16 protein-coding genes are annotated in these 22,134 nt (G+C 73.6%); 12 read left to right on the top strand and 4 right to left on the bottom strand.

Features of this window, described 5'->3' with window-relative positions; all coding sequences use genetic code 11:
- Positions 1–192: 192 nt before the first annotated feature.
- Positions 193–837, bottom strand: a complete 645-nt coding sequence (locus AC6I72_RS10965; RefSeq protein ID WP_037852071.1) for a TetR/AcrR family transcriptional regulator — start codon at positions 835–837, stop codon at positions 193–195.
- A 191-nt stretch (positions 838–1,028) separates the two neighbouring features.
- Entirely contained in the window at positions 1,029–1,253 is a 225-nt protein-coding gene (locus AC6I72_RS10960; RefSeq protein ID WP_498000614.1) for an Rv3202a family protein, read from the bottom strand.
- A gap of 256 nt (positions 1,254–1,509) precedes the next feature.
- Between AC6I72_RS10960 and AC6I72_RS10955 the strand changes: the two genes are divergently transcribed.
- From AC6I72_RS10955 to moeZ, 12 genes are all read left to right on the top strand, one after another.
- On the top strand, positions 1,510–2,586 hold the full coding sequence (locus AC6I72_RS10955; RefSeq protein WP_498000613.1) for an alpha/beta fold hydrolase: 1,077 nt from the start codon (positions 1,510–1,512) through the stop codon (positions 2,584–2,586).
- Positions 2,587–2,594: 8 nt separating this feature from the next.
- The gene (locus AC6I72_RS10950; protein WP_498000612.1) at positions 2,595–4,169 is read left to right on the top strand and encodes a DUF3152 domain-containing protein; all 1,575 of its coding nucleotides are present in this window, start codon (positions 2,595–2,597) and stop codon (positions 4,167–4,169) included.
- Between the two features lie 69 nt (positions 4,170–4,238).
- Complete coding sequence (locus tag AC6I72_RS10945; protein ID WP_498000611.1) at positions 4,239–4,331, top strand: Ms4533A family Cys-rich leader peptide; 93 nt, start codon at positions 4,239–4,241, stop codon at positions 4,329–4,331.
- Positions 4,332–4,583: 252 nt separating this feature from the next.
- Entirely contained in the window at positions 4,584–6,302 is a 1,719-nt protein-coding gene (locus tag AC6I72_RS10940; protein ID WP_498000610.1) for an ABC transporter substrate-binding protein, read from the top strand.
- Positions 6,303–6,306: 4 nt separating this feature from the next.
- Entirely contained in the window at positions 6,307–7,368 is a 1,062-nt protein-coding gene (locus AC6I72_RS10935) for an ABC transporter permease (RefSeq protein ID WP_498000609.1), read from the top strand.
- Positions 7,365–8,372 carry an ABC transporter permease gene (locus AC6I72_RS10930; RefSeq protein WP_498000608.1) on the top strand — a complete coding sequence of 336 codons (1,008 nt, stop codon included), beginning with the start codon at positions 7,365–7,367 and terminating at the stop codon, positions 8,370–8,372. The genes AC6I72_RS10935 and AC6I72_RS10930 overlap by 4 nt, the downstream gene beginning before the upstream one ends.
- Positions 8,369–10,336, top strand: coding sequence for a dipeptide ABC transporter ATP-binding protein (locus AC6I72_RS10925; RefSeq protein ID WP_498000607.1), 1,968 nt, complete (start codon positions 8,369–8,371; stop codon positions 10,334–10,336). The genes AC6I72_RS10930 and AC6I72_RS10925 overlap by 4 nt, the downstream gene beginning before the upstream one ends.
- A gap of 203 nt (positions 10,337–10,539) precedes the next feature.
- Positions 10,540–12,330 carry a DUF3492 domain-containing protein gene (locus AC6I72_RS10920; protein WP_498000606.1) on the top strand — a complete coding sequence of 597 codons (1,791 nt, stop codon included), beginning with the start codon at positions 10,540–10,542 and terminating at the stop codon, positions 12,328–12,330.
- A 467-nt stretch (positions 12,331–12,797) separates the two neighbouring features.
- A complete protein-coding gene (locus AC6I72_RS10915) occupies positions 12,798–14,015 on the top strand; it encodes a hypothetical protein (RefSeq protein ID WP_498000605.1) in 1,218 nt (405 codons plus the stop codon).
- A gap of 282 nt (positions 14,016–14,297) precedes the next feature.
- On the top strand, positions 14,298–15,260 hold the full coding sequence (locus tag AC6I72_RS10910) for an NAD-dependent epimerase/dehydratase family protein (RefSeq protein WP_498000604.1): 963 nt from the start codon (positions 14,298–14,300) through the stop codon (positions 15,258–15,260).
- On the top strand, positions 15,248–15,997 hold the full coding sequence (locus AC6I72_RS10905) for a spherulation-specific family 4 protein (protein ID WP_498000603.1): 750 nt from the start codon (positions 15,248–15,250) through the stop codon (positions 15,995–15,997). The genes AC6I72_RS10910 and AC6I72_RS10905 overlap by 13 nt, the downstream gene beginning before the upstream one ends.
- A gap of 63 nt (positions 15,998–16,060) precedes the next feature.
- Entirely contained in the window at positions 16,061–17,239 is a 1,179-nt protein-coding gene (gene moeZ, locus AC6I72_RS10900; RefSeq protein WP_498000602.1) for an adenylyltransferase/sulfurtransferase MoeZ, read from the top strand.
- Between the two features lie 95 nt (positions 17,240–17,334).
- Here moeZ and AC6I72_RS10895 read toward each other — a convergent pair whose 3' ends face one another.
- Both AC6I72_RS10895 and AC6I72_RS10890 read right to left on the bottom strand, forming a co-directional pair.
- On the bottom strand, positions 17,335–18,885 hold the full coding sequence (locus tag AC6I72_RS10895; protein ID WP_498000601.1) for an alpha/beta hydrolase: 1,551 nt from the start codon (positions 18,883–18,885) through the stop codon (positions 17,335–17,337).
- 108 nt (positions 18,886–18,993) lie between these two features.
- Positions 18,994–21,993, bottom strand: coding sequence for a lysylphosphatidylglycerol synthase transmembrane domain-containing protein (locus tag AC6I72_RS10890; RefSeq protein WP_498000600.1), 3,000 nt, complete (start codon positions 21,991–21,993; stop codon positions 18,994–18,996).
- Positions 21,994–22,134: the final 141 nt, after the last annotated feature.

The following is a 22,134-nucleotide window of genomic DNA, read 5'->3' as shown; positions in this document are numbered from 1 at the left end:
GACGGTCAGTGAAGTGCGCGGCCTTCCGCGCCGTACCCAGCACACATTAGCCCGGTGAGGGGAGGGACATGCTCCGCCGGAGAACGCCAGGAGCGAACAGCGGGCGGGAACAAACGACCGGCTCGGTGCTCCCGCGCGCTGCTCGGCGGTACCGGCCGACGATGCCGCTCGGGGCGGCGCCGGCCGCGGTGCTCAGTGGTGCTGCTCGATGCCGTGCAGCGGGAAGCCCGCGATGCCGCGCCAGGCCAGGGAGGTCAGCAGCTGGACCGCCTGGTCGCGCGGGACGCTGCGGTCGCTGTGCAGCCAGGAGCGGGCCACCACCTGCGCGAGGCCGCCCAGCCCGGAGGCGAGCAGCATCGACTCCGCGCGGGAGAGGCCGGTGTCCTCGGCGATGACGTCGCAGATCGCCTCGGCGCACTCGGTGGTGACCTTGTCGACGCGCTCGCGCACCGCGGGCTCGTTCGTCAGGTCCGACTCGAAGACCAGCCGGAAGGCACCGCCGTCGTCCTCGACGTAGGCGAAGTAGGCGTCCATCGTCGCCCGCACGCGCTGCTTGTTGTCGGTCGTCGACGCCAGCGCGCCGCGCACGGACTGGATCAGCGCCTCGCAGTGCTGGTCCAGCAGCGCCAGGTAGAGGTCGAGCTTGCCCGGGAAGTGCTGGTACAGCACCGGCTTGCTGACGCCGGCGCGCTCGGCGATGTCGTCCATGGCGGCGGCGTGGTAGCCCTGCGCCACGAAGACTTCCTGGGCGGCGCCCAGCAGCTGGTTCCGCCGGGCACGGCGCGGCAGGCGCGTGCCTCGCGGGCGCGCCGCCTCTGTCTGCTCGATGGCTGTCACGCCGCCTCCCAAAGTCGTCCCTGTGCGGTGTGCGCCGCGCCGCCATCGTACTTTTCGGTAACCGTACTGTGCGCGGTGCGAGCGCAGAATTTCACGGACCGGACGGTGAAGAAACCGGCACAGAGGGTTTCCAACAGGTCGAGTCCGGGCATAGGAGATCGCCGCCGCTGCTCAGCGGCTGTCCGGCACCGTCACCGGTAGTCGTCCTCGTCGAGGGACACGACCCGTGCCTGCTCGGCGAGATCGGCTTCGTTCGCCCGGGCGGGGTCCACGCCCGTCAGGGGGTCGTCGCGGTCCGGTGCGATGTCGGCCTGCTGCTCGGCGGCGTCGTCCTCGGGGGCCTCGACGTCGATCTCCGTGCCGTTCTCGGTGGCCTCGTCCTCGAACGTCTCGGGATCGGTGGGGTCGAATGCCATGGTGGGGCTCCCTTCCTGTGAACGTCCCTGCGAATGTCCTCGTGTGTCCCTGGAAGAAGCAGGGGCTGCATGCGGGTGCCCTCTGTAAGAGGGTAGGAGACACCCGATCCGGATGCCATGCGGTGCGCGTCCGTACCGCGGTGCGGCGGGCGGGGCGTTCACCTGGTGTGCGGTGCGTGGGGCGGGCGGGGCGGCAGGGGGCTGCTGTGACGGCGAACACACAAATCGCGGCGTGATCGTCTCGTAACATTGCCGCATGTCTTCGACCGAGCTGCCCGCCGTGCCGCCCGCCAACGTACTTCCCAGGGTGGGGCCCGCCGGGGTCGAGGAGGGGGAGCGGCTGCGCTCGGTCGAACTGCCGGGAATCACCCTGACGGTGCGCTCCCGGCCCCCCGCGCGCGAGGGCCTGCCCCGCGCCCTGTACGTCCACGGACTCGGCGGCTCCTCGCAGAACTGGTCGGCGCTGATGGCGCTCCTGGCCGGCGACGTCGACGGCGAGGCGCTCGACCTGCCGGGCTTCGGCGACTCCCCGCCCCCGGACGACGGCAACTACTCGGTCACCGCCCACGCGCGCGCGGTGATCCGCCACCTGGACGCCTCGGGCGGCGAGCCGGTCCACCTCCTCGGCAACTCGCTGGGCGGCGCCGTCTCGACGCGCGTCGCCGCGCTGCGCCCCGACCTCGTCCGTACGCTCACGCTGATCTCCCCCGCGCTGCCCGAACTGCGGGTCCAGCGCTCCGCCCTGCCGACCGGAATGCTCGCGCTGCCGGGCGTCACCGCGCTGTTCACCCGGCTCACCCGGGACTGGACGGCGGAGCAGCGGGTCCGCGGTGTCATGGCCCTGTGCTACGGCGACCCGGAGCGGGTCACCCCGGAGGGGTTCCGCAACGCGGTCGAGGAGATGGAGCGGCGGCTTCAACTGCCGTACTTCTGGGACGCGATGACGCGTTCCGCGCGCGGTATCGTCGACGCGTACACCCTGGGCGGGCAGCACGGTCTGTGGCGCCAGGCCGAGCGGGTCCTCGCCCCCACGCTGCTGGTCTACGGCGGCCGGGACCAGCTGGTCGGCTACCGCATGGCACGGCGCGCGGCGCGCGCCTTCCGTGACTCCCGCCTGGTCACCCTGCCCGACGCCGGGCACGTGGCGATGATGGAGTACCCGGAGACGGTGGCGACCGCGTTCCGGGAGCTGCTCGCGGACGCGGGAGGGCCGGGGGTGCCGGACAGGCCGGAGGGATCCGGCGCGGAAGCACCGGGTGCCCGGACATCCGGTACGGAAGAATGCGGTGCGGGGGCCGACGAGGGCGCCCGCGACGCGGGCTTGGGAGGCTGACGGACCACGTGGGACGCCACAGCCGCCGCGGCCCCGCCCCGAAGGGCGACAGCGCGCGAACGACGGAGACGACGGGCACAGCGGGAGCAGAGGGGACGACAGCGGGTGCCCCGGGGGCGGCACGCACCCCGGACGCGTGGGGGGCGGCGCGGGCAGACGCAGGCCGCGAGCGCCGCGGCGGTCCGCCCGCACAGGGCGCCCCGGCGGCACCCTCGGCGTACGGCAGCGGCCCTCACTTCCCCGGCGGTACGCCCGCGCACGGCGTGCCCCGGCTGTCGGACGGCACCCCCGCGCGCGGTGTACCGCAGGCCCGCGGCGGTCATCCCGAGCAGCGGGAAAGCGGGGGCGGCTGGGGGGAGTTCAGGGCGCGGTCCGCGGCGGCGGGCGGCACGGGAGGGGGACGGCCGGCAGCCGCCGGCCCCGGCCGGCCGTCCGGCCAGGACGGCCCGTCCGGCCACGACGCCCCGGCCCGTCCCGCGTCCGCGCAAGGCACCCCCGCTCCGGGCGGCACCGGCCCCGCCGGTCCCACCGTGCCCATCCCGCGGCAGCGGCAGGCGCCGCCCGCCGACGGCCCCCGGCAGGACTACCTCGACGCGTTCGACGAGAGCGCGGACGCCTTCGTCCCGCGCTCCCGCCGCGCCGCGCGCCCCCCGGCGGCGCCTTCGGCACCGGCGACCGCACCGGCCGAGCGGGCCGGCCGCTCCGGTGGGGGCGCCGTTCCCGGAGACCTGGACGGCGCCGCGCCGCCCGCGGGCCCCGGCGCGCCCGCCGGGGGCAGGAGCGCCAAGGGCCGTACCTTCACCGGTATCGCGGCCGCCGCCGTCACCACCGTGCTCGCCGTCATCGTGGCCGGACAGGTCGGCGACGACCGCTCCGGGACCGGGACGCGGACGCAGGCGGCCACCGGCGAGGACAGCGGCGCCCGTTCCGTCGCGGGCCCCGGCGGCCGGACGAGCCCGTCCCCCTCACCCGGCGTGAAGACGCTGACGTACGAGCAGAAGATGAACCTGAAGTACGAACTGAGCCCCACCCTCAAGGGCCCGGGCAGGTTCGACGTGGTCCCGGGCTCCGCCGAGGCACCGGGCCGGGGGCGGAAGTACACCTACCGGGTCGACGTGGAACAGGGCCTCGGCCTCGACGCCCGGCTCTTCGCCGACGCCGTGCAGAAGACCCTCAACGACGACCGCAGCTGGGCGCACGACGGGGCACGCACCTTCGAGCGCGTCTCCTCCGGTGCGAGCGACTTCGTGATCACGCTCGCCAGCCCCGGCACCACGGCCGCCTGGTGCGCCAAGTCGGGCCTGGACACCACCGAGGACAACGTCTCCTGCGACTCGGCCGCCACCCCGCGCGTGATGATCAACGCCTACCGGTGGGCACAGGGCGCGAAGACCTTCGGCGACCGGATGTACGCCTACCGGCAGATGCTGATCAACCACGAGGTCGGTCACCGCCTCGGCCACAACCACGTCAGCTGCCAGAAGGACGGCGAGCTGGCTCCGGTCATGCAGCAGCAGACCAAGTTCCTGGACCATGACGGAATCCACTGTCTGCCGAACTCCTGGCCGTATCCGAAGAGTTGACGCCGGGCCCGGTGAGCGGCCCGCGGATCATGTTGACAATGCGCCGAACGGTCGTTCATATTTCTGCGCATGTGGTCCCGTCACGCTGCCGGCAGCGCCCCCATCGAGAGGGCGCTCCTCGGTGTGACCGCCCTCTGTGTGGCCGACATCCACTGTTGCTGACGCCCGCCCCCGGCGCGCGCGTCGCCCTGTTCTCCCCCTCGCCGTGAGGCCCCGCCCTTCCGTGCGCTCCCGCTGAGCGCCGCAGCGCGGTGCTGCGGCTCCTGGTGGTCCGACGACCCGCCGCCGAAGCAGACGTCTGTCTGGATTCGTCTCATCCCTCGTCCGTCCGTCTCGCGATCCGAGACGGTCCCTGTACTCCGTGCTCCCCGGACCCAGAACCGGGGGCACTCCTCCCGAGAGGTCGTCACTGCGATGCGCCAACCGTCCGTCTCAGCCCGCCGCGTGGCCGCGGTATCCGTCAGCCTGGTCGTGGCAGCGGGCGCCGTCGCCTGCGGGCCGAAGGACAACGACGTCAAGGGCGCCGGCGGCGACTCGCAGCCCCACAAGGGCGGCACCCTGAACGTCCTGAACGCGCAGCCGCAGCAGGACTTCGACCCGGCCCGCCTGTACACCTCCGGCGGCGGCAACGTCCCCTCCCTCGTCTTCCGCACCCTCACCACCCGCAACCGCGAGAACGGCGCCGCCGGCGCCAAGGTCGTCCCGGACCTCGCCACCGACACCGGGCGCCCCAGCAAGGACGCGACCGTGTGGACGTACACCCTCAAGGAGGGCCTCAAGTACGAGGACGGGACCCCGATCACCTCCGCCGACATCAAGTACGGCATCGAGCGCTCCTTCGCTCCCGAACTCTCCGGCGGCGCCCCCTACCTGCGGGACTGGCTGGTCGGCGCGGCCGGCTACCAGGGGCCCTACAAGGACAAGAAGGGCCTGGCCGCGATCGAGACGCCGGACGCCCGGACGATCGTCTTCCACCTGAACAAACCCGAGGGCGAGTTCCCCTTCCTGGCCACGCAGACGCAGTTCGCGCCGGTGCCCAAGGCCAAGGACACCGGTACCGCGTACGAGGAGCACCCGGTCTCGTCCGGCCCGTACAAGGTCGTCAAGAACGAGAACGACGGCGAGCACCTCGTCCTGGAGCGCAACCCGAACTGGTCGGCCGCCACCGACGCCGAGCGCAAGGCCTACCCGGACAAGATCGACGTACGCTCCGGGCTGGACTCGTCCGTGATCAACCAGCGGCTCTCCGCGTCCCAGGGACCGGACGCCGCCGCCGTCACCACCGACACCAACCTCGGCCCCGCCGAACTCGCCAAGGTCAGCGGCGACAAGGAACTCGCCGCGCGCGTGGGCACCGGCCACTTCGGTTACACGAACTACATAGCCTTCAACCCGAAGGTCAAGCCGTTCGACGACCCCAAGGTGCGCCAGGCCGTCTCCTACGCCATCGACCGCTCCTCGGTCGTCAACGCGGCCGGCGGCAGCGCGCTCGCCGAGCCCGCCACCACCTTCCTGCCGAACCAGAAGTCCTTCGGCTACACCCCCTACGACCTCTTCCCGGCGGGCGCCTCCGGCGACCCGGCCAAGGCCCGGCAGCTGCTGAAGGAGGCGGGCCACCCCAACGGGCTCACCGTCACGCTCACCCACTCCAACAGCAAGGACTTCGAGACCAGCCCGGAGATCGCCACCGCGGTCCAGGACGCGCTGAAGAAGGCCGGCATCACGGTCAGGCTGCAGGGGCTCGAGAAGAACGACTACTCGGACAAGACCCAGAACGTGAAGACCGAGCCGGGCTTCTTCCTGGCCCACTGGGGCGCCGACTGGCCCTCCGGCGGCCCCTTCCTGGCCCCGATCTTCGACGGACGCCAGATCGTGAAGGACGGCGCCAACTTCAACAGCGGCCAGCTCGACGACAAGTCCGTCGACGACGAGATCGACGCGATCAACAAGCTGACCGACCTGGACGCCGCCGCCGCGCGCTGGGGCGCCCTGGACAAGAAGATCGGCGAGCAGGCCCTGACCGTGCCGCTGTTCCACCCCGTCTACAAGCGCCTGTACGGCAAGGACGTCAAGAACATCGTGATCAGCGACTGGACCGGTGTGCTGGACATCTCCCAGGTCGCGGTGAAGTGACGCCGTGAGCGAGGTACTTGCCGCCTCCCCGGCCGCCGGGACGGACACACCCGTCCCGGCGGCCTCGGGGGCCCGTCAGTTCTGGCGGCGGCTGCGTGCGCAGCGCGCCGCCCTCGTCGCGGCGGCCGTCGTCGCGCTGCTCGTCCTGGTCGCGCTCGCCGCGCCGCTGCTCACCGCGCTGGAGGGCCAGGACCCCACCACCTACCACCCGGACCTCGTCGACTCCGCGCGCGGCGGCGTGCCCGTCGGCTCCTTCGGCGGGGCCGGCGCCCACCACTGGCTCGGTGTCGAACCGCAGACCGGGCGCGACCTGTTCGCCCGCCTGGTCTACGGCGCCCGGGTCTCCCTGGGCGTGGCGCTCGCCGCCACCCTCATACAGATCGCCATCGGGGTCGCGGTCGGTGTCACCGCCGCGCTCGGCAACCGCTGGGTCGACCAACTGCTCAGCCGGGCCACCGACATCATCGTCTCCATGCCGTTGATGATCATGGCGCTGGCGCTGCTCGCGGTCGTGCCGTCGAGCTTCCCGCGCCCGGTCCTGGTCACCCTCGTCATCGGCCTGATCGCCTGGGGCAACATCGCCAAGATCGTGCGCGCCCAGACCCTCACCCTCAAGGGCCTCGACCACGTCGCCGCCGCCCGGCTCAGCGGCTGGGGCACCGTGCGCATCGCCCGGCGCGAGCTGCTGCCGGGCCTCGCGGCCCCGGTCATCACCTACGCCGCCCTGCTCGTCCCCGCCAACATCTCCGTCGAGGCGGCCCTGTCCTTCCTCGGCGTCGGCGTGAAGCCGCCCACCCCGTCCTGGGGGCAGATGCTGACCGCCGCCGACGTCTGGTACCAGGCGGCGCCGCAGTACCTGATGCTCCCCGCGGGCGCCCTCTTCGTGACCGTGGTGGCCCTGACCGTCCTCGGCGACGGCGTCCGCACGGCCCTCGACCCGCGCGCCGCCTCCCGCCTGCGCATCGGCACCGGCCGCAGGCGCGAGAGCGGCACGGACACCGGTCCGGGGCCGGGCGCACAGACCGGGATCCCGCCCAGGGAAGCACGCAAGGAGGCCACCGCATGAGCGCCTTCGGCGGACTCGGAGGGTTCGTGCTGCGCCGCGCCCTCGGCGCGCTGATCACCCTCTTCGCCATCTCGGTGATCGTCTACGTCGTCTTCTACGTCACCCCCGGCAACGTCGCCCAGATCACCTGCGGGCCGCGCTGCTCGCCGGAACAGGTGCACCAGGTCGCCCAGCAACTGCGGCTGGACGATCCGCTCTCCCTGCGCTACTGGCACTTCCTGCAGGGGCTCGTCGCCGGCCAGGACTACTCGACCGGCACGTCCGTCGAGCACTGCCCGGCGCCCTGCCTCGGGATCTCCTACCAGACCGGCCGGCAGGTCCTGAGCATCATCCTGACCAAGCTGCCCGTGAGCCTGTCCCTCGTGTTCGGCGCGATGGTGCTGTGGCTCCTGCTGGGCGTGGGCACCGGCGTGCTCTCCGCCTGGCGGCGCGGCCGGCTCTCCGAACGGGTGCTCACCGCCGTCACGCTCGCGGGCACGGCCACACCCGTCTTCGTCATCGGCCTGATCCTGATGATCGTCGTCTGCGGCGAGTTCCAGTGGCTGCCCTTCCCGCAGTACGTGAACCTCACCGACGACCCCGAGCAGTGGGCGTGGAACCTGCTGCTGCCGTGGCTGTCGCTCGCCCTGATCGAGGCCGCGACCTTCGCCCGCATGACCCGGGCGTCGATGCTGGAGACCCTCGCCGAGGACCACATCCGCACCTTCCGGGCGTACGGCGTGGGCGAGCGGTCGATCGTGGGGCGGCACGCCCTGCGCGGCGCTCTCGCACCGGTCATCGCGCTGAACGCCAACAACGTCGGCTCGGCGGTCGGTGGCGCGGTGCTCACCGAGACCCTCTTCGGTCTGCCCGGAATCGGCCAGGAACTGGTGCACGCGGTGAACGTCGTCGACCTGCCGGTGGTCGTCGGCATGGTCCTGGTCATCGGCTTCTTCGTGGTCATCGCCAACGCCGTCGCGGACGTCCTGTTCGCGGTGGCCGACCGACGGGTGGTACTCGCATGAGCCCGACGAACCTGATCGACGCCACGGACACCGCGGGTCCGGCCGAGGGGACGGACCTCGTCGAAGTGACGGACCTGACCGTCGGGTTCGGGACACTGCGGGCGGTGGACGGGCTCTCCTTCCGGCTGCCCCGGGGCGGTGCGCTGGCCCTGGTCGGTGAGTCCGGCTCGGGCAAGTCCACGGTCGCCTCCGCCCTGCTGGGGCTGCACCGCGGCACCGGGGCGCGGGTGGGCGGGGCGGTCCGGGTGGCCGGCACCGATGTGCGGTCCGCCTCCGAGGAGGAACTGCGGCGGCTGCGCGGCGGGAAGGCCGCCATGGTCTTCCAGGACCCGCTGTCCTCCCTGGACCCGTACTACGCCATCGGTGACCAGATCGCCGAGGTGTACCGCACGCACGCGCGTGCGTCACGACGTGCCGCACGCGCGCGTGCCGTGGAGGTGCTGGACCGGGTCGGGATCCCCGACGCGGCGCGGCGCTCGCGTTCGCGCCCGCACGAGTTCAGCGGTGGCATGCGCCAGCGCGCCCTGATCGCGATGGCGCTGGCGTGCGCCCCCGAGCTGCTGATCGCCGACGAACCGACCACCGCGCTCGACGTGACCGTGCAGGCCCAGATCCTCGACCTGCTGCACACGCTGCGCGAGGAGACCGGGATGGGCCTCCTCCTCGTCACCCACGACGTGGGAGTCGCCGCCGAGAGCGTCGAGGACGTGCTGGTCATGCGGCACGGGCGCGCCGTGGAGCACGGGCCGGTCGCCGGGGTGCTGGGCGCGCCGGCCGCCGAGTACACCAGGGAACTGCTGGCCGCGGTGCCGCGCTTGGACGGCGGGGGCGCGGGGCACGGTGGCGCGGGCGGAGCGCGCGGGGAGACGGGAGCGCGTGAGGAGGACGTACGGGTGTCCTCGGGTGCGTCCTCGGCGGTCGGCGCCGAGGTGACGGGGGCCGCCGGTGCTGCCGGTGCTGCCGGTGCCGAGGTGACCGGGGCGGCCGGGGCGGCCGGGGCCGCCGGAGCCGCCGGGGTCGGTGGCGGTGTCGCGGCTGGTGCCGTTGCCGTTGCCGTTGGCGCTGCTGGGGGTGGCGGTGCTGCTGAGGGTGCAGCGGCCGCAGGTGTCGATGGCGTAGTTGTGGTTGACGCTGCCGGGGCTGGCGGTGCTGCTGAGGGCGGCGGGGCCGCCGAGGTCGTGCTGGAGGCGAACGGGCTGCGGCGCGAGTTCGGGCGCGGCAGGCGGGCGTTCGCGGCCGTGGACGGCGTGTCGCTGACCGTGCGCCGGGGCGAGACCCTGGGCGTCGTGGGCGAGAGCGGAAGCGGCAAGACCACGCTGGGCCGCATGCTGGTCGGACTCCTGGAGCCGACGGCGGGCGAGGTCCGGTTCGAGGGCCGTCCCGGGGCCGGGGTGAACCCGGCCGTGCAGATGGTCTTCCAGGACCCCGTCTCCTCCCTCAACCCGCGCCGCAGCGTGGGGGAGTCCGTCGCGGACCCCCTGCGGGCGCGGGGGGAGCGGGACGAGCAGCGCATCCGGCGGCGCGTGGGCGAACTGCTGGAGCGCGTGGGGCTCGACGGGGCGCACCACGACCGCTACCCGCACGAGTTCAGCGGCGGACAGCGCCAGCGCGTCGGCATCGCGCGTGCGCTCGCGGCCGACCCGCGCGTGATCGTGTGCGACGAGCCCGTCTCCGCCCTGGACGTCACCACACAGGCGCAGGTGGTCGCCCTGCTCGGCGAGTTGCAGCGGGACCTCGGGATCGCGCTGGTCTTCATCGCCCACGACCTCGCCGTGGTGCGCCAGGTCAGCGACCGGGTCGCGGTGATGCGCCGGGGCCGGATCGTCGAGGAGGGTCCGGCGGGAGAGGTCTACGACGCCCCCCGGGACCCCTACACCCGGCAACTCCTGGCGGCCGTACCGGCGCTCGACCCGGAGGCCGCCGCCCGGCGCCGGGCCCAGCGGCGGGAGCTGGCCGCGGCCTGACGAAGCGTGTCCGGCTGATCTCCTGTTGATCTCCTAGCGCGGCGAAACGCCGTCCGCACGGGAAAGTCACGACCGTTCACCCCTTCTGGTGGCGCGATGGACAACCGTCCGTCGCGCCACCGGCATGTCCGCATACGTTCGTCCCGCTGCGAGCCGCCGGTGCGACGGCGGCTCTCCACACGGGAGAGAACGGGGGTGCACGCGTGCGCATCGGACTGGTGACGGAGGGTGGCTACCCGTATGTGAGCGGTGACGCCGGACTCTGGTGCGAACGGCTCGTGCGCGGGCTCGGGCAGCACGAGTTCGACCTCTACGCGCTCAGCCGGAGCCGCCGGCAGGAGGACGAGGGCTGGGTTCCGCTGCCCCGGCAGGTCAGCCGGGTCCGTACGGCCCCCTTGTGGGCCACCGAGGACGACGGCGCGCGGCTCGGGCGCCGTGCGCGCCGGCGCTTCGCCGAGTGCTACGGGGAACTGGCAGCGGTGCTGGGCGCGGCGAGCGGCCCCGGCCCCGGCGGCCAGGGCTCCGGGGAGCGCCGGGACGGCGAGGCGGACCGTTTCGCCAGCGCGCTGTACGGGCTCGCGGAACTGGCCCGCGACACGGGCGGACTGGCGGGCGCGCTCCGCTCGGAGACCGCCGTCCGCGCGCTGGAGCACGCCTGCCGCGCACCCAGTGCCTCGCGCGCCGCGCGCGAGGCGCGCGTACCGGATCTCCTCACCGTGGCCGCGCACCTGGAGCACTCCCTGCGCCCCCTCTCGCTCGACTGGTACGACGAGGACGGCCTGGGCGCCGCCGACGTCTGCCACACCGCCGGCGGCGGCACCGCGGCCCTGCCCGGCCTGCTCGCGCGCCACTTCTGCGGCGTCCCTGTCCTGGTCACCGAGTACGGCGTACCGCTGCGCTCGCACTACCTGGCCTCCGCCGCCGACGGAACCGCCCCGCCCGCCCGCGCCCTGCTCGCCGCCTTCCACGGCCGGCTCGTCACGGAGGTCTACCGGCAGGCCGCCCTCCTCACCCACGGCAACGCCCACACCCGTCGCTGGCAGGAGCGCTGCGGCGCCGACCCCGCCAGGCTGCGCACCGTCCACCCGGGCATGGACGCCACCGCGTTCGCCGAGGCCGGCGAGGGCGCGGAGACCGGCGGCGGCGCCTCGCCGCAGGCGGCCGCCGAGGACACGCTGGTGTGGATCGGGCGCATCGAACCCGCCAAGGACCTGGTGTCCCTGCTGCACGCCTTCGCGGAGGTCCGCTGGGCACAGCCGCGGGCACGGCTGCGGATCGTGTCCACGGCCACGCCCGGCGGCCCCGAGGCCGCCGCCTACCTGGGGCACTGCAAGGCGCTGGCCGCCCAGCTCTTCCCGGACGAGGCCGAGGGCCCGCACACCGTCGGCGAGAACCCGGTCTCCTTCGAGGAGGTCGGCGGCCCGGAGGCACCGACCCTCGCCGACGCCTACGCCTCCGGTGCCGTGATCGTCCTGTCCAGCGTCGTCGAGGGCTTCCCGGCCGGGCTGGTGGAGGCGATGTTCTCCGGGTGCGCGACGGTCTCCACGGACGTCGGCGCGGTCGTCGAGGTCATCGGCGGCACCGGGCTGGTCGTGCCCCCGCGCAATCCGCGGGCGCTCGCGGAGGCGTGCGTGGCACTGCTGCGCGACCCGGAGCGCCGTGCGCGCCTGGGGGCCGCCGCCCGCGCCCGCGCACTCGAACTGTTCACCGTCGAGCAGAACATCGCGGCATTTCACGGCATTTACCTGGAGATCGTCTCGCGGTGCCCGGTCCGGCGGGTCGTCCTGGACGACTCCGGTGAGCCCCTTCCGTTCGCCGCCCCGGCCGAGTCCCACCTCGCGGGCCGCTGGACCGGTGCGGCCACGACGGCGGCGACCGGCGCCGGGGCCGCAGCCGCGGCCTCCTCACCGGCCCGGCGCGGCGGCCCCGCCTGGGCCGCTGCCGCCGGCTCCCGCACCCAGCGCACAGCTCCGGCCCCGGAGGCCGCCCGATGACCAGCCCGAGAGAACCCCACCCCCCGGCCACCCCGGCGAACCCCGGCGCCTGGAACGCGGAATCGCGGCAGTGGCTGCTGCGGCCCCCCGCGGCCCGGGCGCCGCGGCGCGGCACCGACGTCCGGCCGCCGGGGGAGGGGGCGGGCGCAGCAGCGGAGGAGCGGCCGCCCCACGACACCGGTCTCGACGGTCCCGTGCGCCCCGCCACCCCACCGGGCACCGCCCGCCCAGGGCAGGCAGGCGGGGGCGGTGCCGCGCCGGGTGGCGGTGGCGGGCAGGGAAGCGGCGCTGTGGTGGGAGGCGGTGTCGGCCAGGGAGGCGGTGCCGTGGTGGGAAGCGGTCTCGGGCAAGCAGGCGGCGCCGGCCAGGGAAGCGGTGCCGCCCCGGGAAGCGGTGTCGGGGGAGCAGGCGGCGCCGCGCCGGAAGGCGGTGTGGGCCGCGGAGGCGTTGGCGGCCAGGAAGGCGCCGTGCCGGGAGGCCGTCGTGGTGACGTCGGCGGCTCGGCGGCGCACGGCGGGGCGCCCGGACCCGGGCGTGGCACGGTCCTGCACCGCGACCGGGCCCCCGGCGCGGCCCCCGCCCCGCGCCGGGGCGCCGCCGACCCGGTCAGGACCCTGCTGCCCCGCCACCGCGAGCTGTGCGAACGCGCCGTCGACCCGCTGGAGATCGCCGCCGGACTCGAGGCGCACGGCGTCACCGACCGAACCGCCGCCCGCTTCCGCCACCGCGACGTCTTCTCCCTCGCCGAGGAGATGTACGCCCGCATCGCACGCGGCACCGGGGCACCTCCTCGCCCCGAGCACCGCGACGAGCCCCGTGCGGGAGCCGGCTGGATCGTGCTCAGCCTGTTGCCCGGCGCCCTGGGCGCGGCGACGGTGGCCGGACTGCACCTGACCGCGGGCCGCGTCCGTCCGGCGGTGGCCGGGATCGGCGTCCTGTCCCTGGCCCTGGCCGTGCGCGCCCTGCTCCGCCGCGGCCCGCTCAGCCCCCGCGGCCCCGGCCGGACCGGCCCCCAGCCGCCCGGCGCCCGCGCCTGGACGTGCTGGCTCCTGGTCTACGCCGTCCTCGGCGACGGCCTGCTGGGCGCGGCCGTCGGGGGCGGCCCCGACGAACTGCCCGACGGCTCCGCGACCGGCCCCTGGCCGCTGACCACCGTCCCCGTCCTGGCGCTCGCCCTCGCCTGCGCCCCGGCGTGCTGGGGGGCGCACCTGTTCGCGGTGCGCGCCCGGCGCAGGCTGACGGCCAGCCGCGGCCTGGAAGAGTTCGCCGCCTCCGTACGGCCTCTGCTCCTCGCGGTGTTCGCCGGGTTCCTGTGCGCTCTGGCCGTGCTGCTCGTGGTCTGCGGCAGGGTCCTGCACGAGCCCGCCGGCCTCGCCCAGACCCTTCCCCTGGGTGCCCTGCTGCTGCTCGCCCGCCTCCTCGCCACACACGGCTTCACCCACGCCCCGGCCGTCGCTCTCGGCGCCGCCGCCTGGGCGGAGGTGACGGCCCAGGCGAGCGTCTTCGCCGGCCGTCTGCCGGGCTGTGACCCCCTCGCCGTCCCGGTCGACACCCTCCTGACCGCCTGGGGACCGGGCAGTGTCCCGGCGCTCGCCTGCGGAGCCGCGGCCACGGCCCTCCTGGTGCACGCGACCCGCACCCTGACCAGGGCGTCGGCCCATGCGCCCACCGGGACGCAGCCGTGACGGGCGCCGGGCGGGCACCCACCACCCGCGTCCGTCCGCAGCACACCCCCGGGCGCGCTCCGGGAGCCGCGCGCACCACGCGCCCCCGGCGCACCCCCCCACGCGACCGCACCGGACCGGAGCCGCAGGCGGAACCGGCCGCGGGCGGACCACGGGCGCCCGGCCGCGCAGCCGGAGCCCACCGCACCACCCCCCTGAAGGAGAACACCAGATGATCACCGCCCGATCCGGAGCGTCCGGAGCATCCGGAGCCACCGGAGCGCACACCCCGGGAGCCGCCCGATGAGGGTTCTGCTGATCGGAGCAACCGGATACCTCGGCCGTTTCGTCGCCGACCGCCTGCTCGCCGACCCGGCCGTCCAGCTCACCGCGCTCGGCCGAGGTGACGACGCCGACGTCCGCTTCGACCTCGCCACGGGCAGTCCCGGAGCGCTCACCCGCTTCCTCGACGCCGTCCACCCCGGTGTCGTCATCAACTGCGCCGGTGCCACCCGCGGCGGCGCCCGCGAACTCACCCGGCACAACACCGTCGCCGTCGCCACCGTCTGCGAGGCGCTGCGGCGCAGCGGATGCGGTGCCCGCCTGGTGCAGATCGGCTGCGGCGCCGAGTACGGCCCCAGCCAGCCCGGTTCCTCCACCGCGGAGGACGCGGTGCCCCGCCCCGGCGGCCCGTACGGGGTCAGCAAGCTCGCGGCGACCGAACTCGTCCTCGGCTCCGGACTCGACGCCGTCGTGCTCCGGGTCTTCTCGCCCGCCGGGCCCGGCACCCCGGCCGGTTCGCCGCTCGGCCGCCTCGCCGAAGCCATGCGGCGCGCCATGCAGTCCGGCGACGGCGACCTCAAACTCGGCGGTCTGGCCGCCCAGCGCGACTTCGTCGACGTCCGCGACGTGGCCCGTGCCGTGCACGCAGCCTCCCTCTCGGCCGCCCAGGGCGTCATCAACATCGGGTCGGGCCGCGCCGTCCGGCTGCGCGACGCCGCGTCCGTCCTGGCGCGGGTGGCCGGGTACGGCGGTGCCCTCCACGAACTCGACGGGCCGCCCGGCGGCCACCTCCGGCCCACCATCGGCCACCCCCGCACCGACCCGGACCACCCGGCGCCCGTCGGGTACCCGTACCCCGACGGCTGCGGCGGCTGGCAGCAGGCCGACGTCCGTACCGCACGCGACCGGCTCGGCTGGCGCCCCCGGATCAGCCTCGAAGAGTCCCTCGCCGACATCTGGATGGAGGCCGCATGCCGTATCTGACCGGCCTTCGGGCCGGGACGTCCGGCACCGGGGTGCGCACCGGCCTCGGCGTCCCCGGATGCGCGCACCCCCTGCTCGCCCCGGCCGAGTGGAACGCGCTCACCCGGCCCGGCGCGCCCCTGCACTGGGCCGTCCTCGACGTCGCCGGCGGCCCCGGCGTACAGCCCGACCCGCACTGCCTCGACGCGGCCGGACGCCTGCGCAACGCGGGCGTCCGGGTCCTCGGCCGCATCGGCAGCGCCCAGGGCTACCGGCCCCGGATCGAAGTGATCGCCGACGCACACCGCTACCTGGAGTGGTATCAGGTCGACGGCTTCTTCCTGGACCGCTGCCCCGCCACCCGCGAAGGGCTGCCCGAGACCCGCCGCACGATCACCTCCCTGCGCGCGCTGCGCGCCGACGCCCATGTGGTCCTCGGCCACGGCACCCACCCCTACCCGGGCTACGTCGAGAACGCCGACCAGCTGGTCACCTTCAACGGGTCCTGGAGCGACTACCGTTTCTCGCGGGCCGCCGAATGGACCGCCGACCACCCGCCCGAGCGCTTCTGCCACTTCGTGCACGGAGTGCCGCGCGGTCATCTCGACGAGGCGCTGCGCGTGGCCCGCTGGCAGGGCGCGGCGACGATCTGGTTCACCGACCGCACGGACCACGGCGGCCGGAGCGACCCCTGGGAGACCCTGCCCGGCTACTGGGACGACATCGTCTCGCAGGTCGGAACGGGAGTCTCGGAATGAAGAAGGCCGTGGCAGTGTTACGGGGAGAACAACTGTAGTGATTGACCGACCAACGGAGTCCCCGTGTCGCTGCCACCCCTGGTCGAGCCAGCTGATGAGCTCACCGTAGACGAGGTCCGCAGGTACTCCCGCCACCTGATCATCCCGGATGTGGGGATGGACGGGCAGAAGCGGCTGAAGAACGCCAAGGTGCTCTGTGTGGGCGCCGGCGGCCTGGGCTCGCCGGCGCTGATGTACATGGCCGCCGCGGGCGTCGGCACGCTCGGCATCGTGGAGTTCGACGAGGTCGACGAGTCGAACCTGCAGCGCCAGGTCATCCACAGCCAGTCCGACATCGGCCGCTCCAAGGCCGAGTCCGCGCGTGACACCGTCAAGGGCATCAACCCGTACGTGAACGTGGTCCTTCACGAGGAGCGGCTCGAGGCCGACAACGTGATGGACATCTTCAGCCAGTACGACCTGATCGTCGACGGCACGGACAACTTCGCGACCCGCTACCTGGTCAACGACGCGTGTGTGCTCCTCGACAAGCCGTACGTGTGGGGTTCGATCTACCGCTTCGACGGCCAGGCCTCCGTGTTCTGGTCCGAGCACGGTCCCTGCTACCGCTGCCTCTACCCGGAGCCCCCGCCCCCCGGCATGGTTCCCTCCTGCGCCGAGGGCGGCGTCCTGGGCGTGCTCTGCGCGTCCATCGGCTCCATCCAGGTCAACGAGGCGATCAAGCTCCTCGCGGGCATCGGCGAGCCGCTCGTCGGCCGCCTGATGATCTACGACGCCCTGGAGATGCAGTACCGCCAGGTCAAGGTCCGCAAGGACCCGAACTGCGCGGTGTGCGGCGAGAACCCGACCGTCACGGAACTCATCGACTACGAGGCCTTCTGCGGCGTCGTCTCCGAGGAGGCCCAGGCGGCGGCGGCCGACTCCACGATCACTCCCAAGCAGCTCAAGGAGTGGATCGACGACGGCGAGAACATCGAGCTCATCGACGTCCGCGAGCCGAACGAGTTCGAGATCGTCTCCATCCCGGGCGCCCGCCTGATCCCGAAGAACGAGTTCCTGATGGGCACCGCCCTGGAGAGCCTCCCGCAGGACAAGAAGATCGTCTTGAACTGCAAGACGGGTGTCCGCAGTGCGGAAGTCCTCGCCGTGCTGAAGTCCGCGGGCTTCGCGGACGCCGTGCACGTCGGCGGCGGCGTGATCGGCTGGGTCAACCAGATCGAACCGCACAAGCCGGTCTACTGATCACGGGTCTCGCTTACCAGCGGGGCTCAGGAAGCCCACGGCTCTGAACTCCTCAGATGCCGTGGGCTTCCGTCGTTGTCGGCCGGCACGGGCGGCTACGAGCACACGGTGCCGGCCGCCGGTACCTTCCCGCCGAGCAGGTAGCCGTTCACCGCGTTCTGCACGCACTTGTTCCCGCTGTTGTAGGCGCCGTGCCCCTGGCCCTTGTAGGTCAGTTCCACCGCGACACCCTGGCCCAGCGCGTCCACCATCTTCTTCGCGCCCTCGTACGGCGTGGCCGGGTCGCCGGTGTTGCCCACGACGAGGATCGGCGCCGAGCCGTGCGCGCTCACGTCGGGGCGGTCGGCCGCACCGGGCACCGCCCAGTGCCTGCAGCTGAGCATGCCCCAGGCCAGGAAGTCCCCGAACAGCGGGGAGGCGGCCCGGAACTGCGGCAGCTTCCGCTGCACGTACGCCGGGTCGTAGCGCTGCTTCTCGTCGGCGCAGTTGATGGCCACGTTCGCCGCCGTGAGGTTGCTGTACTCGCCGTTCTGGCTGCGGCCGTTCATCGCGTCGGACAGCAGCATGAGGATCCGGCCGTCGCCTGCGTAGGCCTGCTCCAGTCCCTCGGTGAGCGGCTCCCACAGTTCCTTGGAGTACAGGGCCTGGGCGATGCCGTTGGTCGCGGCCGTCTGGGTCAGCTGCCGGGGGAAGATACCGGGGATCGGTGCGCCGTCGAGCTTCTTGAGGAGCGCGGCGACGCGGTTCTCCACCTCCTGGGCCGTGCTGCCGAGGGGACACGGGGAACTCTTCGAGACGCAGTCGTGCGCGAAGTTGTCCATGGCCAGCTGGAATCCCCTGGCCTGTCCGAGCGAACTCTGCTCGGGGGTCTGCGTGGGATCGACGACCGCGTCGAGCACGGCGCGGCCCACGTGGCCGGGGAAGAGGTGGGCGTAGACGCCGCCCAGCTCCGTCCCGTAGGAGATGCCGAAGTAGTGAAGCCGCGAGTCGCCGAGGACCTGCCGCATGAGGTCCATGTCCCGGGCCGCGTCGGTCGTGCGCACATGCGGGAGGATCCTCGCGGAGTTCTTCTCGCAGTCCGCGTTGAACTGCTCGGTGTTCTTCAGGTAGGCCGCCCGCTCGGCCGCGTCGTCGGGCGTCGCGTCCTGCTGGAAGTACTGGTCGAGCTGCGCGTCGCTCTCGCACCGCACGCCCGCGCTGCGGCCCACCCCGCGCGGATCGAAGCTGACCAGGTCGTAACGGGTGCGGAGCTTGGCGTAGTCCTGCGCGAAGGAGGGCAGCGTGCTCACGCCGGAGCCGCCCGGGCCGCCGAAGTTGAAGATCAGCGAACCGATGCGCCGGCCGGGCCCGTCGGCCCTGGCCCGGATCAGTGCGATGCCGATCGTGTCGCCCTTGGGCCTGTTCCAGTCCAGCGGCGCCTTCATGGTGGCGCACTGCCAGGTGCCGCCGTCGGGCAGCGGGGTGGGGGCCGCGCCGCCGCCCTCGGCCGCGGACGGGGCCGGGCAGTCCCTCCAGTCCAGCTTCTGGGCCGCCAGGTTCCCGTGGGTGTCCTGGGAACCGTCGCCGCCGCAGCCCGCCACCAGGGCGGCCAGCAGCACGGCGGTTGCGGTCAGGGCGGCTGCGCGCAGTCCGCGCGGGTTCTGCATGACTCCATCCTCACGCCGCGTACGCCCTCCCGCGCGGGACGCGGGCCGTCCGGGGGTATCCGAGGCCCGCGCGGCCAGGAGGAGCGGAGGCAGCTGCCCCGGGCCCTCCTACAAGGAGCCCTTGCGCGTCAGATGGTTGAAGGCCAGCCACCCCGGCAGCACCGGCAGCCACAGCGTCAGCAGCCGGAACATGAGCACCGCGGGGGCCGCCACCTCCTTGGGCAGCCCCACGGCGATCAGGCCGACGGTCAGCGTGGCCTCGACCGCGCCCACCCCGCCCGGGGTCGGGGCGGCGGAACCGAGCGCGTTGCCGGCGAGGAAGACCACGGCCACGCTCGCGATGCTCAGCGAGGTCGACTCGTCGCCGAACGCCCGGATGGAGGCGTCCAGGCACATCACGAAGCAGGCGGTCAGCAGCAGCATGCCGCCGATGCCGGTGACGAGCTTCTGCGGCCGCTGGAGCACGTCCAGCATGCGCGGCACCACTCCGGCGAACAGCGACCGCACGCGCGTGACCACGAACTTCCGCAGGAACGGCACCGAGGTGACCACCAGGACGAGCACCGCGACCGTCAGCAGTCCGGCGATGACCGTGCGGGACGGCGACAGCGACGGTGTCTTCTCCGTGCCCGTCAGATAGCCGAAGGACAGCAGCATCAGGATGTGGCAGCCGAGCCCGAACAGCTGGGACGCTCCGACGCTCGCCACCGCGAGCCCCGGGCGCACGCCGGCCCGCTGCAGGAAGCGCGTGTTGAGGGCCACACCGCCGACCGCCGCCGGTGCCACGATCTTCACGAACGACCCGGCGACCTGGGCGGCCACCGTCCGCACGAACGGCACCCGCTCCGGCACGAACCCCAGCAGCGCCATCGCCGCCGCGACGTAGCTGAGCGCCGAGAACAGCACCGCCGCGGCCAGCCAGCCCCACTGGGCGTGGGCGAACAGCGTGTTGAACTCGATGTGCGTGAGCTGCGTCAGCAGGTAGTACGCGCCGATGGCACCGGCGATGAAGCTGATCAGCGTCCGCGGCCGTACGCGTTCCAGCCGGGCCGGTTCGACCGGGGCCTGGGGCCTGATCCGCAGCACCTGGTGGCGGATCTGCGTCAGCAGGTCCTCTTCGCGGGCCTCCTCCAGGGCCTCGTCGATGGCCCGTTTCTCCGCGCGCGCCTCGGCCCGTTCGGTCTTCTTGTCCTGCTTGCGGTCCGTCTTCTCCAGGACGACACCGGTCGGCGCCCCGGCGCTCTGGGAGGCGTGCTCCAGGCGTGCCTGCTTGGCCTGCCGGGACGCCTCCAGGACGGCGTCGCGCTCGCGCTGCGCCCGCTCCCGCGCCAGCCTTCGCAAGGTGGCGCGGGTGGAGCGGGTCAGGGCGATCGGCTGGAGCATGGGCAGACAGTCGGCGACCGCGTCCGGCCCCAGGACGTCGACCGCCGAGGCGACCGCGCGCTCGGCGCCCACGCGCAGGCCGAGCGTCGTGACCAGCTGGGCGACGTCCATGCGCAGCAGCAGGTCCCCCGCGGCGATCTCGCCGCCGCGCAGGTCGGTCAGGATCACCTTGCCGGAACGATCCACCACGATCGCGTCGCCCGCCAGCCTGCGGTGCGCGATGCGCCGGGACTGCAGCGCCCGCACCTGGTGCCAGGCGTGGCGCAGCAGTTCGTCGGTGATCTCCTCGTCCGCCAGAGAGTCGAGCGTGCGCCCGCCGGTGTGCTCGTAGACGAGCATCACAGCGTCGGGGCCCAGCTCGGAGGTCGCGATCAGCTTGGGCGCGTTGGCACCGGCGGCGATGGCCGCGTAGGCGAGCAGCGCCTCCTGCTCCAGGGCCTGGCGCAACGACTGCAGGCTGCTGCGGGTGGCGAACCCGCGCAGTGTGATGTTGCGCCACAGCCGGTAGAAGAAGCCCTGTGCCTGCTGTTCGCGGTCGACGACCGTGACGTCCAGCGGCGGACCGTCCTCCAGGGTGACGAAGTAGCGCCGGCCGCGGTCCCCGTTGTCGGCGGTCGTCTCGGCCGCCTCCTGGCGGGCCGCGCTCACCGGGCGGAAGCCGACGGTCTGCAGCCCCGCCATCAGGGTCCGGCCGGTGGGACGGACATTCGGCGAGCCGACCGCGTACAGGGTGCCGTAGGCGATGGACCAGCCGATCAGAACCGTCAGGATGATCGAGAACGGTGTGGTGTACCCGGTGACCAGCATGGAGAAGGCGTCGAGCAGCAGAACGATCCACAGCACCGAACGCCAGCGAGGTCTGCGGGACATGCCGACGGCCGTCATGTACGCGATGACCGGGGCGAGGTAGCCGTGCACCGGGTCGGTCAGCGCGTGCAGGTTGCCGGGGGAGGGCTGGGTGAGGGCGTCCTGGATGGAGCCCGGTGCCGCCTTGGCCACCCACAGGTCGGTGGCGAGGGTCACCCCGTGCGCGAGGACCGCCGCGAGGACGCCGTCGGCGATCCGCAGCCCGTCGCGTTTGATCAGCCGTTCGATCGCGAAGGCCACCGGCACCAGCAGGATCGCGATGCTGGACACCAGTCCGGCGATCTTGATGAGGAAGTCGGGGGCCTGGCCCGTGCCCTTGTTGATGTCCTGTTCGAGGCCGGAGGTCGTGCCGTGCGCGAACGCGGCGACGGCGAGCAGGACGACCACGGCGAGCACGCCCACCAGCAGCCGCATCAGGTCCGAGGGACGGTGCACGCGCGCGGGGAGCAGCGGTTCGTCGCCCTCCACCTCGTCGATGTGCGCCACGTCGGCACTCTCGCCGGGCTCCTTGCCCGCGCCCCCGGCGGGCGGTCGGTCCACGGCGGGCGGCTCGTCCGCCTCCCCGCCGGAACGCCCGCCCCGGTCGCCGTCGGGAGGCCCGCCCGCGTCGGCGGGGGGCTGCTCCTCTGCCGCGGCGGCCTGTTCGCCGGGACCCCGGGAAGCCGGACCGCCCGCGCCGCCAGAGCTGCCCGCGTTGTCGCCGCCGTGCGGGCCGCCCCCGCCGTGCGGGCCGTCGGCACGGCTCGTCTCCTTACCGCGGCCCGTCTCCTTCGCGCGGTCCGCGTCACCGGTGTCCGGGCGCGACGAGACCCCAGAGGTGCCCTCCGCGTCGTCGGGGTGCACACCCTGCTGCTTCATGGTCTCTTCTTGGTCTCGTATCACCGGTCACCGCCCGCATGATGGTGGCATGCCCCACCGACACACGGGGGCATCAGGGTGCATATGCGGGTCCGACAGTCTGCCGGAACCGCCGCCCTGGAGCGAGGCTCACGACGGGTG

The organism is Streptomyces sp. Xyl84 (assembly GCF_059731885.1).
Note: the sequence above shows the minus strand (reverse complement) of the source record. Positions and strands in the feature narration are given on the sequence as shown.

What these genes read in the sequence shown, in the direction of transcription:
- AC6I72_RS10960 (WP_498000614.1), bottom strand. Translation starts at nt 1,253, where the DNA reads ATGGCATTCGACCCCACCGATCCCGAGACGTTCGAGGACGAGGCCACC.
- AC6I72_RS10955 (WP_498000613.1), top strand. Translation starts at nt 1,510, where the DNA reads ATGTCTTCGACCGAGCTGCCCGCCGTGCCGCCCGCCAACGTACTTCCC.
- AC6I72_RS10945 (WP_498000611.1), top strand. Translation starts at nt 4,239, where the DNA reads ATGTGGTCCCGTCACGCTGCCGGCAGCGCCCCCATCGAGAGGGCGCTC.
- AC6I72_RS10940 (WP_498000610.1), top strand. Translation starts at nt 4,584, where the DNA reads ATGCGCCAACCGTCCGTCTCAGCCCGCCGCGTGGCCGCGGTATCCGTC.
- AC6I72_RS10930 (WP_498000608.1), top strand. Translation starts at nt 7,365, where the DNA reads ATGAGCGCCTTCGGCGGACTCGGAGGGTTCGTGCTGCGCCGCGCCCTC.
- AC6I72_RS10925 (WP_498000607.1), top strand. Translation starts at nt 8,369, where the DNA reads ATGAGCCCGACGAACCTGATCGACGCCACGGACACCGCGGGTCCGGCC.
- AC6I72_RS10910 (WP_498000604.1), top strand. Translation starts at nt 14,298, where the DNA reads ATGAGGGTTCTGCTGATCGGAGCAACCGGATACCTCGGCCGTTTCGTC.
- AC6I72_RS10905 (WP_498000603.1), top strand. Translation starts at nt 15,248, where the DNA reads ATGCCGTATCTGACCGGCCTTCGGGCCGGGACGTCCGGCACCGGGGTG.
- AC6I72_RS10895 (WP_498000601.1), bottom strand. Translation starts at nt 18,885, where the DNA reads ATGCAGAACCCGCGCGGACTGCGCGCAGCCGCCCTGACCGCAACCGCC.
- AC6I72_RS10890 (WP_498000600.1), bottom strand. Translation starts at nt 21,993, where the DNA reads ATGAAGCAGCAGGGTGTGCACCCCGACGACGCGGAGGGCACCTCTGGG.